Here is a 12,119-nt window from a genome sequence, read left to right on the forward strand (position 1 = left end):
TAGATTAAAACGTTCAATTGAGCGTTTTTTTATTTATTAATATAGTAGACTGTTGAAATTTCAAATCTTAATTTTAAAATCTATAATTACCTCTTTATTTTATTTTTAGTTCGTTTAGCTTTAAATTCTTCTTTTATAGGATTTGAAGTTTTTTTAGTTCTTATTTCTGTTAGACTAGTGTTACTAATAAGAAAGGGAATTTTTATATGCTTCAGAAATTTTATGACCGAGCATTTGTCTTTTTGAAACTAGTTGAACAAGAGTATGCCTCTTTAGGGCAGAGTTGTTCAGAGTGGGAATCACTTCATCTTCGTTTTTTACTATATTACTTAATCCGATTTAAAATTAAAAGTGATAGGGACTTTTCTCTATATCACTTTAGAACAGCTTATCGTCTATATCTAGATAAATTACTGCAAGGTGGTACAACTCTATCATAATTACGAACGATTGTTATAGATATATTTTAAAAAATATAGAATTAGCTTATGATCAAAGGCTTCTGTATTTAGAAATGGAAGAATTTCCAAATCTTTTCTACTGTTTCTTCTTGATAAAATAGTGTTTTTTTCTTATAATAAATTGTAAGATATAATTGCGGGTGAAATTCCTGCCATGTATATGAGAAAGGACGAGCTCCTAGTAGCTCAGACGAATTTTATTATGACTTCAGTTGTTGTTGTAGGTACCCAATGGGGTGATGAAGGTAAAGGAAAAATTACAGATTTTCTTTCAGCTAATGCAGAGGTAATTGCTCGTTATCAAGGTGGTGATAATGCTGGTCACACGATTGTGATTGATGGTAAGAAATTTAAGTTGCACTTGATTCCATCTGGAATTTTCTTTCCTGAAAAAATCTCTGTTATTGGGAATGGGATGGTCGTAAACCCCAAATCCCTTGTGAAAGAGTTGAGCTATCTTCATGAGGAAGGTGTGACAACTGATAACTTGCGTATTTCTGATCGTGCGCATGTTATTTTGCCTTACCATATTGAGTTGGATCGCTTGCAAGAAGAGGCTAAGGGTGACAATAAGATTGGTACTACAATCAAGGGAATAGGTCCAGCATATATGGATAAGGCTGCTCGTGTTGGAATTCGTATTGCAGATCTTTTGGATAAAGAAATTTTTCGTGAGCGTTTGGAACGTAATCTTGCGGAAAAGAATCGTCTGTTTGAAAAATTATATGATAGCACCCCTATTTCAGTTGATGATATTTTTGACGAGTACTATGAGTATGGCCAACAAATCAAGCAATACGTGACAGATACATCTGTTATCTTGAACGATGCGCTTGATAATGGCAAACGTGTGCTTTTTGAAGGTGCGCAAGGTGTTATGTTGGACATTGACCAAGGTACTTATCCATTTGTTACTTCGTCAAACCCTGTCGCTGGTGGTGTGACAATTGGGTCTGGTGTTGGTCCAAGTAAGATTGACAAGGTTGTAGGTGTATGTAAAGCCTATACGAGTCGCGTAGGAGACGGACCTTTCCCAACTGAATTATTTGATGAAGTGGGAGATCGCATCCGTGAAGTAGGTCATGAATATGGTACAACAACTGGTCGTCCACGTCGTGTGGGTTGGTTTGACTCAGTTGTGATGCGTCATAGTCGTCGTGTATCTGGTATTACCAATCTTTCATTGAACTCTATCGATGTTTTGAGTGGTTTGGATACTGTAAAAATCTGTGTGGCCTATGATCTTGATGGTCAACGTATTGATTACTATCCTGCTAGCCTTGAGCAGTTGAAACGCTGCAAGCCAATCTACGAGGAATTGCCTGGTTGGTCAGAAGACATTACTGGAGTTCGTAATTTGGAAGATCTTCCTGAGAATGCACGCAACTATGTTCGTCGTGTAAGCGAATTGGTTGGTGTTCGCATTTCGACATTCTCAGTAGGTCCTGGTCGTGAACAAACCAATATTTTAGAAAGTGTTTGGTCATAGGAGATTTTTAAGATTAGTTTAAGACAGGTTGGGTATACTATAGACAGTTACAAGAAGACCTCCTAACTTGTTGTAACAAATATCCTAAACTTTTCTTTTTCATAATAATCTCCCTATTAAGTCACCGCATTCGGTGGCTTTTTTTGTGTTGAGAATCATGATATAATAATAAAATCGACAAGTAGAAAAAGAGAAGAACGATGAATTATACAGTTGAAGAAAAAGAAGCCTTTATGAGAGAGGCTTTGAGAGAGGCTGAGATTGCCTTAGAACACGATGAAATTCCAATTGGTTGTGTGATTGTCAAGGATGGAGAAATCATTGGTAGGGGGCATAATGCGCGCGAGGAGTTGCAACGGGCGGTTATGCATGCAGAAATCATGGCCATAGAGAATGCGAACGTGAGTGAAGAAAGTTGGCGTCTGCTGGATTGTACCCTTTTTGTGACCATTGAGCCCTGTGTGATGTGTAGTGGGGCAATTGGGCTAGCTCGTATACCAAAGGTGGTCTATGGGGCTAAGAATCAGAAATTTGGTGCAGCTGGAAGTTTGTACGATATTTTGACAGATGAGCGTCTCAATCATCGTGTAGAGGTTGAAACGGGAGTTTTGGAGAGTGAGTGTGCAGCGATTATGCAGGACTTTTTCCGAAATCGACGGAAAAAATAATTTCTCTTTAAAAACCGAGGGGAATGTGGTATAATGAATAGTGGAGCAACAGTTCTGCGTGAAGCGGGTCAGGGGAGGAATCCAGCAGCCCTAAGCGATGTGAATTGTGTGCTCTTTTTTCGTGCTTTTTTCGAATAAATAAGATAAAATAGCCTAGAATAAATGATTATAGAAAAGAGAAAAATATGAAAATTCGTGGTTTTGAATTGGTTTCGAGTTTTACAGATGAGAGTTTGCTACCGAAACGTGAGACAGCGCATGCGGCTGGCTATGATTTAAAGGTTGCCGTGCGTACGGTGATCGCTCCGGGAGAGATTGTTCTCGTTCCAACTGGGGTCAAGGCTTATATGCAACCGACAGAAGTGCTCTATCTTTATGATCGTTCTTCAAACCCTCGTAAGAAGGGTCTAGTCTTGATCAACTCTGTTGGTGTTATTGATGGGGATTATTATGGCAATCCCGGGAATGAGGGACATATCTTTGCGCAGATGAAAAATATTACGGATCAGGAAGTGATACTTGAAGTAGGTGAACGTGTGGTTCAGGCTGTCTTTGCGCCTTTCTTAATTGCAGACGGAGATGAGGCAGACGGGGTTCGGACAGGTGGATTTGGATCAACAGGGCACTAAGATACGGATCTGTTTCCCAAACAAAAATAGATAAAATTTACTGATGGAAAGAAGAATAATGAAATGAATTATACAGACTTTCAATCTTTTACTCCAGAGAATTGTCAAGGGTATAAGAAAATTTATAATATCAGTATTGGAGGTTTTCTTTACTTAGCTTTTCTTCCGGGAGCTTATTATAAAATTCTTTGCATTTCTTCAGAATATATGTCAATTATTGACAGTGAAAATAATCAGGTAACTCCTATAGATGGGGATTATGATGAGACGGAATTAATAGCCATGTATGAAGGGTGTGAGTCTCCCATTTCTATTGCGGGACAATATGGTGGAAGTCTCCCTTTGGACAATGGGGAAGACATCCAAGTTACAATGGAGAAAGATCAATCTGGAAAGTATCCGATTTTAACCATTTTTTGGGAAAAGAATAGAGAAACTAGAACACAAATTTATAAAGGTTATTTACCGTATATTTTTGGTTTTAGTCCGGATGGAGAGTATTATGCTTATGCAGATGATGGCGGATTGACTGTTTTAAAGAAGATAGTTGATAATGTGAAAAATTAGAAATTTTAAAATGAGAGGATTAGAATCATCGCAAAGAAAAAAGCGACATTTGTATGTCAAAATTGTGAATATAATTCACCTAAGTATCTAGGACGCTGTCCCAACTGTGGATCTTGGTCTTCTTTTGTAGAAGAGGTCGAGATTGCAGAAGTAAAGAATGCGCGTGTGTCCTTGACAGGTGAAAAAAACAAGCCTATGAAACTGGCTGAAGTAACTTCTATTAATGTCAATCGAACCAAGACCGAGATGGAGGAATTTAACCGTGTGCTTGGTGGAGGTGTGGTACCGGGGAGTCTCGTTCTTATCGGTGGGGATCCAGGGATTGGGAAATCAACCCTTCTTTTACAAGTATCGACTCAGCTGTCCCAAGTGGGTACGGTTCTCTATGTCAGTGGGGAGGAGTCTGCCCAGCAGATTAAGTTACGAGCAGAGCGCTTGGGGGATATTGATAGTGAGTTTTATCTCTATGCAGAGATTAATATGCAGAGTGTTCGCGCAGAGGTAGAGAGAATCCATCCAGACTTTCTCATCATCGACTCCATCCAGACTATTATGTCTCCTGAGATTTCAGGGGTGCAGGGGTCTGTGTCTCAGGTGCGTGAGGTGACCGCTGAGCTTATGCAGCTGGCTAAGACCAATAACATTGCCATCTTTATCGTAGGGCATGTGACCAAGGAAGGGACCTTAGCAGGTCCTCGTATGTTGGAGCATATGGTGGATACGGTGCTTTACTTTGAAGGGGAGCGTCACCATACCTTCCGAATCTTACGAGCGGTCAAAAACCGTTTTGGTTCCACTAATGAGATTGGCATCTTTGAGATGCAGTCGGGCGGATTGGTTGAGGTGCTCAATCCGAGTCAAGTTTTCCTAGAAGAGCGTTTGGATGGAGCCACTGGTTCATCAATCGTGGTAACTATGGAAGGGACGCGTCCGATTTTGGCGGAGGTTCAGGCTTTGGTAACACCAACCATGTTTGGAAATGCTAAACGCACAACGACAGGTCTTGATTTCAATCGTGCGAGTCTGATTATGGCTGTTTTGGAAAAACGAGCAGGGCTTCTTTTGCAAAATCAGGATGCCTATCTCAAATCTGCTGGTGGTGTCAAACTGGATGAACCTGCCATTGACTTAGCCGTTGCAGTGGCTATTGCCTCTAGTTACAAGGATCAGCCAACCAATCCTCAGGAATGTTTTGTGGGTGAACTGGGCTTGACCGGAGAAATTCGGCGCGTGAATCGTATCGAACAACGTATCAATGAAGCGGCAAAACTGGGCTTTACCAAGATTTATGTACCGAAAAATTCCTTGACAGGAATCACTCCACCCAAGGAAATTGAAGTTATTGGTGTGACGACTATTCAGGAAGTTTTGAAAAAGGTCTTTGCATAATCCGTGACAAATCCTCTTAAAAATGATAAGATAGGAGAAATATTTGATTATCAAATTTTTGAGGAGGGAATCGTGTCGTATTTTGAACAGTTTATGCAAGCCAATCAGGCTTATGTTGCCCTACATGGGCAGTTAAATCTGCCACTTAAACCCAAAACAAGAGTAGCTATTGTGACCTGTATGGACTCACGTCTGCACGTTGCGCAAGCTCTAGGTTTGGCCCTTGGGGATGCCCATATCTTGCGGAATGCGGGTGGTCGAGTAACTGAGGACATGATTCGTTCACTGGTGATTTCCCAGCAACAAATGGGGACAAGAGAAATCGTGGTGCTTCACCATACAGACTGTGGAGCTCAAACCTTTCAAAATGAAAGTTTTCATGAACATTTGAAACACGAGCTCGGAGTTGATGTGTCTGATCAAGATTTTTTACCATTCCAGGATGTTGAAGAGAGTGTGAGAGAGGATATGCAATTGCTTCGAGAATCTCCACTGATTCCTGATGATGTGGTTATTTCAGGTGCTGTCTATGATGTGGATACAGGAAGTATGAGAGAAGTATGCTAACTTTGTCTCGAAAAAATTTCATCCTAGCATAAAATTGATTGTTAAAATGTAGGATTTTTAGTTTTAATATAGCTAATATAAAATAGCATAAAACGAGGGTATAAATGTTTGCTCTTGTTTTATTTTTGATTGAAAAATAAAGGAAAAAGCGCTACAATGGTAGATGGAAAATGTTGTGTAAAAAACAAGTGATACATAAATACCGGAGGAAATCATGTCTTTTTCTGATTTAAAGCTGTTTGCCCTTTCTTCTAATAGAGAATTGGCAGAGCGTGTGGCGCAAGAAATTGGGATAGAGTTGGGGAAATCGACTGTTCGCCAATTTTCGGATGGGGAGATTCAGGTCAACATTGAAGAATCAATCCGTGGAAAACACGTCTTTATCCTACAATCAACGAGCTCACCTGTAAATGACAATCTGCTCGAAATTTTGATCATGGTAGATGCCTTGAAGCGGGCTAGTGCAGAATCTGTCAACGTTGTTATGCCTTACTATGGCTACGCACGTCAGGATAGAAAAGCGAGAGCGCGTGAGCCAATCACTGCAAAACTTGTGGCAAATATGCTAGAAGTGGCTGGTGTGGATCGTTTGTTGACGATTGATTTGCACGCTGCACAGATTCAGGGATTCTTTGATATTCCCGTAGATCACTTGATGGGTGCTCCATTGATTGCGGACTATTTTGAACGTCGTGGCATGGTTGGCTCTGACTACGTGGTTGTCAGCCCAGACCATGGTGGGGTGACTCGTGCTCGTAAATTGGCAGAGTTTTTGAAAACTCCGATTGCGATTATTGACAAACGCCGTAGTGTAGATAAGATGAATACCAGTGAAGTGATGAACATCATTGGTAAGGTAGAAGGTAAGACTTGTATCTTGATTGACGATATGATCGATACAGCTGGAACTATTTGTCATGCGGCAGACGCTCTTGCTGAAGCAGGTGCTGTTGAAGTTTATGCAAGCTGTACGCACCCAGTTCTTTCAGGGCCAGCTATGGATAATATTCAAAAATCAGCTATTAAGAAATTGGTTGTTTTGGATACTATCTACCTACCAGAAGAGCGTTTGATTGATAAGATTGAACAAATTTCGATTGCTCATCTTCTGGGCGATGCTATTATCCGTATCCACGAAAAACGTCCTCTTTCTCCCCTATTTTGTATTGAGAAAAAGATTTAATCTTTCACTTGAAGTAGACAGAACTCCTAGCAGGTTTCTTTTCTTGCTAGGAGATTTTTATAGTCAAAATCTGCAAGCCTTTTCAAAATATGCTATACTGAGAAAAAAGGAGGATTTCTATGAGTCAAGAATTTATCAATCCAAGTGATGGTGTGATCCGTCAGTATCTGGAGACCAGTAAAACGTTAGCGGTAGTGGGCTTGTCCGATCGTGAAGAAACAACTAGCAATCGAGTGACCAAGGAAATGCAGGCTCGGGGCTATAAAATCATTCCAGTTAATCCCAAGGCTGCAGGTGGGGAAATTTTGGGAGAGAAGGCTTATGCCAGTCTAGCTGAGATTCCTTTTCCTGTGGACATTGTCAATGTATACCGACGGAGCGAGTTTTTACCAGATGTGGCGCGTGATTTTCTCAAGGCTGATGCTAAGATTTTTTGGGCACAACTGGGACTTGAAAGTCTAGAAGCGGAAGAAATCTTGCGTGCTGGAGGATGCGATGACATCGTGATGAATCGCTGTATCAAGAGAGAACACACACGCTTAATTCTTGAGCAATAAAAAGGTAGCCAGTAGGCTACCTTTTGTGTTAGAAAATACCAATCAATGCCTGCATGCCAAGACTGGTGAGGATGATAGCAATCCAGCAAAGGGCTCCAAGAAGAATGGATTTACCGCTGGATTTGACCATAGCAATCAGATTGGTTTTGAGACCGATAGCACTCATGGCCATGATAATGAGGAATTTGGAGAGTTGTTTGAGAGGGATGAAGAAGCTACTAGACACACCGAGAGAGGTGAGAAGAGTCGTTAAGAGAGAAGCCAGGATAAAGTAAAGGATAAAAAGTGGGAAGACCTTTTTTAGTTGGAAATCTTGGCTGTTTTTTTGCTGGCGACTTTGCCAGTAGGAGAGAAAGAGTGTGATGGGAATGATTGCTAAGGTGCGCGTGAGTTTCACAATGGTTGCAGACTCAAGGGTATTGGTCTGATAAAGACTGTCCCAGGAGCTGGCGGTAGCCGTCACAGAAGAAGTATCATTGACTGCAGTTCCTGCAAAGAGGGCGAAGCCTTCATTTGATAAGTGAAGCCAGGTTCCCAGAGTTGGAAAGATGAGCGCAGCTAAGACATTGAAGAAAAAGATAACGGAAATGGCTTGGGCAACCTCCTTTTCTTTGGCATGGATAACGGGTGCTGTAGCAGCAATGGCAGAGCCACCACAGATAGAAGATCCCACTCCAACCAAGATAGCCAGTTTTGTATCCAGTGCAAAGAAGCGCTGGAAGAGGTAGGCAATAATCAGGGCTATTGAAATGGTGGAGAGGATAACAGGGAGTGAAGATTGCCCAACTGCGAAGACTTGCGAGATATTGAGACCAAAACCAAGCAAGACAACGGCATATTGGAGTAATTTTTTAGAACTAAAGGTCAATCCAGCATCCAGTTGTTTATAGGATGAGAGAAAGGGATTTAGGAGCATTCCTATGAAAATGGCAAAAACGGGTGCGCCAATGACAGGAAAGAATCCTCCTAAGTACCAAGATACGATAGAAATGAGAAGGCAGGCAAAGATGCCTGCTCCATTTTTTGATAAAAATGACATATAAACCTCCGAAAATAAGCATTTATTATTATACTCCTGTCGAGAAGAAAAGTAAAACAGAAAGTGAAAAATGCAGGTTTCAGATGGATTTTGCGGTCAGGGAGCTTTTGTAGTATAATAGTACTATGTTCTGTAAGCAAGGGGGATATCTATGGACTTAACCAAGAGCTTTAATAAACAGTTAGACAAGATTCAAGTTTCCTTGATTCGCCAGTTTGACCAGGCAATTTCAGAGATTCCTGGGGTCTTGCGTTTGACCTTGGGGGAACCTGATTTTACAACGCCAGATCATGTCAAGGAAGCAGCTAAGCGAGCCATTGATCAGAACCAATCCTACTATACAGGGATGAGCGGTTTACTGACCTTGCGCCAGGCTGCTAGCGACTTTGTAAAAGAAAAGTACCAGCTAGATTATCATCCTGAAAATGAAATCTTGGTTACAATTGGGGCGACAGAGGCTTTATCTGCTACTTTGACAGCTATTTTGGAAGAGGGGGACAAGGTGCTCTTGCCAGCTCCTGCCTATCCAGGATATGAACCGATTGTCAATCTAGTTGGGGCAGAGATTGTCGAGATTGATACAACTGAAAATGGTTTTGTCTTGACTCCTGAAATGTTGGAAAAGGCCATTTTGGAGCAAGGGGACAAGCTCAAAGCAGTTATTCTCAACTATCCAGCCAATCCGACAGGAATTACCTATAGTCGGGAGCAGTTGGAAGCCTTGGCAGACGTTTTACGCAAGTATGAGATTTTTGTTGTCTGTGATGAGGTTTACTCAGAATTAACCTATACAGGCGAAGCCCATGTATCTCTGGGAACTATGCTGAGAGACCAGGCTATTATTATCAATGGCTTGTCTAAATCGCATGCTATGACAGGTTGGCGTTTAGGCTTTATCTTTGCTCCTGCAGCTTTCACAGCTCAGTTAATCAAGAGTCACCAATATTTGGTTACTGCCGCAAATACCATGGCTCAACATGCTGCGGTGGAGGCTTTGACCGCTGGTAAAAACGACGCAGAGCCTATGAAGAAGGAATACATCCAGCGTCGAGATTATATCATCGAAAAGATGACTGCTCTTGGTTTTGAAATTATCAAACCAGACGGTGCCTTCTATATCTTTGCTAAGATTCCAGCAGGTTACAATCAAGACTCCTTTGCTTTTCTGAAGGATTTTGCTCAGAAGAAGGCTGTTGCCTTTATCCCTGGTGCCGCCTTTGGGCGTTACGGAGAAGGCTATGTGCGTCTGTCTTATGCAGCCAGCATGGAAACGATCAGAGAGGCCATGAAACGACTTGAGGAGTACATGAGAGAAGCATGATTCAGTCTATCACGAGTCAAGGCTTGGTGCTCTACAATCGAAACTTTCGTGAGGATGACAAGCTAGTCAAAATTTTTACCGAGCAGGCGGGCAAGCGCATGTTCTTCGTTAAACACGCTGGCCAGTCCAAACTAGCTCCGGTTATTCAGCCCTTGGTGTTGGCACGATTTCTCTTGCGCATCAATGATGATGGGCTTAGCTACATCGAGGACTACCATGAGGTGATGACCTTTCCCAAGATTAATAGTGATCTCTTTGTCATGGCCTATGCAACCTATGTGGCTGCCCTTGCAGATGCTAGTTTGCAGGATAATCAGCAGGATGCTCCCTTGTTTGCTTTCTTGAGGAAAACTCTGGAGTTGATGGAAGCAGGCATAGATTATCAGGTTTTAACCAATATTTTTGAAATTCAAATCTTGACTCGATTTGGAATCAGCCTCAATTTTAATGAGTGTGTCTTTTGCCATCGGGTAGGTCAGGCCTTTGACTTTTCTTTCAAATATGTAGCCTGCCTCTGTCCAGACCATTACCATGAGGACGAGAAACGTTGTCATCTAAATCCCAATATCCCTTATCTGCTCAATCAATTTCAAGCCATTGATTTTGAAACCTTGGAGACCATTTCGCTTAAGGCAGAAATCAAGCAAGAGCTACGCAAGTTTATGGATCAACTCTACGAAGAGTACGTCGGGATTCACCTGAAATCAAAGAAATTTATTGATTCCCTAGCCGACTGGGGACAATTACTAAAAGAGGAAGACAAATGAAAAAAATCGCAGTAGATGCCATGGGGGGCGATTACGCACCTCAGGCCATCGTTGAGGGTGTCAACCAAGCCCTTGCTGACTTTTCAGATATTGAGATTCAGCTCTACGGAGATGAAAGTAAGATTAAGCAATATCTAACAGCGACAGAGCGTGTCAGCATTATCCATACGGATGAGAAAATTAACTCAGACGATGAGCCGACAAAAGCTATCCGTAAGAAGAAAAATGCCAGCATGGTATTAGCAGCCAAGGCAGTCAAGGAGGGAGAAGCAGACGCTGTCCTCTCAGCTGGGAACACAGGTGCCTTGTTGGCTGCAGGCTTCTTCATTGTGGGTCGTATCAAGAATATCGATCGTCCAGGGCTCATGTCTACCTTGCCGACTATCGATGGCAAAGGGTTTGACATGCTCGATCTCGGTGCCAATGCAGAAAACACAGCCCAGCACCTCCACCAATACGCTGTTCTAGGCTCCTTCTATGCGAAAAATGTTCGTGGGGTTTCGAAACCACGTGTTGGTTTGCTAAACAATGGAACAGAAAGCAGCAAGGGAGATCCGCTTCGTAAGGAAACATATGACTTGCTAGTAGCTGATGAAAGTTTGAACTTTATCGGAAACGTAGAAGCGCGTGACCTGATGGATGGAGTGGCTGATGTAGTAGTAACAGATGGTTTCACGGGAAACGCAGTGCTCAAGTCTATTGAAGGTACAGCTTTGGGAATCATGGGCTTACTTAAAAATGCTATTACGGGTGGTGGCCTTCGAGCGAAGCTAGGTGCTCTACTTCTTAAGGATAGTCTTAAGGGGTTGAAGACACAGCTCAACTATTCAGATGTTGGAGGAGCAGTCTTGTTTGGTGTCAAGGCGCCAGTTGTAAAAACTCATGGCTCAAGTGATGCCAATGCTGTGTACAGTACGATTCGTCAGATTCGTACCATGCTAGAAACAGACGTAGTTGCTCAGACTGCGCGTGAATTTTCAGGAGAATAAAAAAAGATGACAGAAAAAGAAATTTTTGACCGTATTGTAACCATTATCCAAGAGCGACAGGGAGAAGACTTTGCCGTAACAGAGGCCTTGAGTTTGAAAGACGATTTAGATGCGGACTCAGTGGACTTGATGGAGTTTGTCTTGACACTAGAAGATGAATTTGGAATCGAAATCACTGATGAGGAAATCGATCAACTTCAAAGTGTAGCGGATGTAGTAGCGATTATTAAAGATAAAAAATAGCCAAAAGCAACATGCAAGTCATGTTGTTTTTTATTTGCAGAAAAAAGAGAAACTTTTAGTAGAAATTGCGAATAAAGAGATGAGAAAGAAAAAGGAGGAACGTTTATGTATGTTACTGGTTTTTATCCATGGTTCATTAAGTGGTTTTTAAAATAAAAATGAATGAATTGTTCGTTTTCGAATTGTTTTTCGAATAGATAGGTAAGAAGAAAAAGGGAAGGAGATAAGAAAATGATTTCAGTAATTTACC

General features: G+C 41.6%; 14 protein-coding genes and 1 other RNA gene. 14 read left to right on the forward strand and 1 reads right to left on the reverse strand.

Annotation, left to right across the window (positions count from 1 at the left end):
• The first annotated feature begins 206 nt into the window (after nucleotides 1-206).
• The 10 genes from comW to HMPREF1115_RS06500 all read left to right on the forward strand — a co-directional run bounded on the left by comW (nucleotide 207) and on the right by HMPREF1115_RS06500 (nucleotide 7,510).
• Nucleotides 207-440 carry a sigma(X)-activator ComW gene (gene comW, locus HMPREF1115_RS12260; protein WP_025170991.1) on the forward strand — a complete coding sequence of 78 codons (234 nt, stop codon included), beginning with the start codon at nucleotides 207-209 and terminating at the stop codon, nucleotides 438-440.
• Between the two features lie 223 nt (nucleotides 441-663).
• Nucleotides 664-1,950 (forward strand): adenylosuccinate synthase, encoded by a 1,287-nt coding sequence (locus HMPREF1115_RS06465; protein ID WP_025170992.1) that lies wholly within the window; start codon nucleotides 664-666, stop codon nucleotides 1,948-1,950.
• Between the two features lie 200 nt (nucleotides 1,951-2,150).
• On the forward strand, nucleotides 2,151-2,618 hold the full coding sequence (gene tadA, locus HMPREF1115_RS06470) for a tRNA adenosine(34) deaminase TadA (protein WP_001110099.1): 468 nt from the start codon (nucleotides 2,151-2,153) through the stop codon (nucleotides 2,616-2,618).
• Between the two features lie 32 nt (nucleotides 2,619-2,650).
• Nucleotides 2,651-2,749: signal recognition particle sRNA small type (gene ffs, locus HMPREF1115_RS11855), an RNA gene on the forward strand.
• A 54-nt stretch (nucleotides 2,750-2,803) separates the two neighbouring features.
• Nucleotides 2,804-3,247 carry a dUTP diphosphatase gene (locus HMPREF1115_RS06475; protein ID WP_000701996.1) on the forward strand — a complete coding sequence of 148 codons (444 nt, stop codon included), beginning with the start codon at nucleotides 2,804-2,806 and terminating at the stop codon, nucleotides 3,245-3,247.
• A 63-nt stretch (nucleotides 3,248-3,310) separates the two neighbouring features.
• On the forward strand, nucleotides 3,311-3,814 hold the full coding sequence (locus HMPREF1115_RS06480) for a hypothetical protein (RefSeq protein WP_001109975.1): 504 nt from the start codon (nucleotides 3,311-3,313) through the stop codon (nucleotides 3,812-3,814).
• Nucleotides 3,815-3,838: 24 nt separating this feature from the next.
• Nucleotides 3,839-5,203, forward strand: coding sequence for a DNA repair protein RadA (radA, locus tag HMPREF1115_RS06485; protein WP_198429609.1), 1,365 nt, complete (start codon nucleotides 3,839-3,841; stop codon nucleotides 5,201-5,203).
• A 72-nt stretch (nucleotides 5,204-5,275) separates the two neighbouring features.
• Nucleotides 5,276-5,770, forward strand: coding sequence for a beta-class carbonic anhydrase (locus HMPREF1115_RS06490; RefSeq protein ID WP_002882318.1), 495 nt, complete (start codon nucleotides 5,276-5,278; stop codon nucleotides 5,768-5,770).
• 214 nt (nucleotides 5,771-5,984) lie between these two features.
• Nucleotides 5,985-6,953 carry a ribose-phosphate diphosphokinase gene (locus HMPREF1115_RS06495; protein WP_000010174.1) on the forward strand — a complete coding sequence of 323 codons (969 nt, stop codon included), beginning with the start codon at nucleotides 5,985-5,987 and terminating at the stop codon, nucleotides 6,951-6,953.
• A gap of 119 nt (nucleotides 6,954-7,072) precedes the next feature.
• Complete coding sequence (locus HMPREF1115_RS06500; RefSeq protein WP_000076495.1) at nucleotides 7,073-7,510, forward strand: CoA-binding protein; 438 nt, start codon at nucleotides 7,073-7,075, stop codon at nucleotides 7,508-7,510.
• A 28-nt stretch (nucleotides 7,511-7,538) separates the two neighbouring features.
• Here the strand turns inward: HMPREF1115_RS06500 and HMPREF1115_RS06505 are convergent, their stop codons facing one another.
• Complete coding sequence (locus HMPREF1115_RS06505; RefSeq protein WP_000009126.1) at nucleotides 7,539-8,549, reverse strand: YeiH family protein; 1,011 nt, start codon at nucleotides 8,547-8,549, stop codon at nucleotides 7,539-7,541.
• 151 nt (nucleotides 8,550-8,700) lie between these two features.
• Here HMPREF1115_RS06505 and HMPREF1115_RS06510 point away from each other — a divergent pair, with 151 nt between their 5' ends.
• The 4 genes from HMPREF1115_RS06510 to HMPREF1115_RS06525 are packed head-to-tail and all read left to right on the forward strand — an operon-like array spanning nucleotide 8,701 to nucleotide 11,869.
• Nucleotides 8,701-9,870: a pyridoxal phosphate-dependent aminotransferase gene (locus tag HMPREF1115_RS06510; protein ID WP_000366402.1), complete on the forward strand. Its 1,170-nt coding sequence runs from the start codon at nucleotides 8,701-8,703 to the stop codon at nucleotides 9,868-9,870.
• On the forward strand, nucleotides 9,867-10,637 hold the full coding sequence (gene recO / locus HMPREF1115_RS06515) for a DNA repair protein RecO (RefSeq protein ID WP_000616144.1): 771 nt from the start codon (nucleotides 9,867-9,869) through the stop codon (nucleotides 10,635-10,637). The genes HMPREF1115_RS06510 and recO overlap by 4 nt, the downstream gene beginning before the upstream one ends.
• Complete coding sequence (gene plsX / locus HMPREF1115_RS06520; protein WP_000717433.1) at nucleotides 10,634-11,626, forward strand: phosphate acyltransferase PlsX; 993 nt, start codon at nucleotides 10,634-10,636, stop codon at nucleotides 11,624-11,626. The genes recO and plsX overlap by 4 nt, the downstream gene beginning before the upstream one ends.
• A gap of 6 nt (nucleotides 11,627-11,632) precedes the next feature.
• Nucleotides 11,633-11,869 carry an acyl carrier protein gene (locus HMPREF1115_RS06525; protein ID WP_000136435.1) on the forward strand — a complete coding sequence of 79 codons (237 nt, stop codon included), beginning with the start codon at nucleotides 11,633-11,635 and terminating at the stop codon, nucleotides 11,867-11,869.
• Nucleotides 11,870-12,119: the final 250 nt, after the last annotated feature.

Origin of the sequence: Streptococcus oralis SK610 (assembly GCF_000257455.1) — a bacterium.
GTDB classification, from domain to species: domain Bacteria; phylum Bacillota; class Bacilli; order Lactobacillales; family Streptococcaceae; genus Streptococcus; species Streptococcus oralis_CB.

Bases quoted from the DNA above. Each gene is read 5' to 3' on its own strand.
- comW (WP_025170991.1), top strand. From the start codon at position 207: ATGCTTCAGAAATTTTATGACCGAGCATTTGTCTTTTTGAAACTAGTT.
- HMPREF1115_RS06465 (WP_025170992.1), top strand. From the start codon at position 664: ATGACTTCAGTTGTTGTTGTAGGTACCCAATGGGGTGATGAAGGTAAA.
- tadA (WP_001110099.1), top strand. From the start codon at position 2,151: ATGAATTATACAGTTGAAGAAAAAGAAGCCTTTATGAGAGAGGCTTTG.
- HMPREF1115_RS06475 (WP_000701996.1), top strand. From the start codon at position 2,804: ATGAAAATTCGTGGTTTTGAATTGGTTTCGAGTTTTACAGATGAGAGT.
- HMPREF1115_RS06480 (WP_001109975.1), top strand. From the start codon at position 3,311: ATGAATTATACAGACTTTCAATCTTTTACTCCAGAGAATTGTCAAGGG.
- HMPREF1115_RS06495 (WP_000010174.1), top strand. From the start codon at position 5,985: ATGTCTTTTTCTGATTTAAAGCTGTTTGCCCTTTCTTCTAATAGAGAA.
- HMPREF1115_RS06500 (WP_000076495.1), top strand. From the start codon at position 7,073: ATGAGTCAAGAATTTATCAATCCAAGTGATGGTGTGATCCGTCAGTAT.
- HMPREF1115_RS06505 (WP_000009126.1), bottom strand. From the start codon at position 8,549: ATGTCATTTTTATCAAAAAATGGAGCAGGCATCTTTGCCTGCCTTCTC.
- HMPREF1115_RS06510 (WP_000366402.1), top strand. From the start codon at position 8,701: ATGGACTTAACCAAGAGCTTTAATAAACAGTTAGACAAGATTCAAGTT.
- recO (WP_000616144.1), top strand. From the start codon at position 9,867: ATGATTCAGTCTATCACGAGTCAAGGCTTGGTGCTCTACAATCGAAAC.
- plsX (WP_000717433.1), top strand. From the start codon at position 10,634: ATGAAAAAAATCGCAGTAGATGCCATGGGGGGCGATTACGCACCTCAG.
- HMPREF1115_RS06525 (WP_000136435.1), top strand. From the start codon at position 11,633: ATGACAGAAAAAGAAATTTTTGACCGTATTGTAACCATTATCCAAGAG.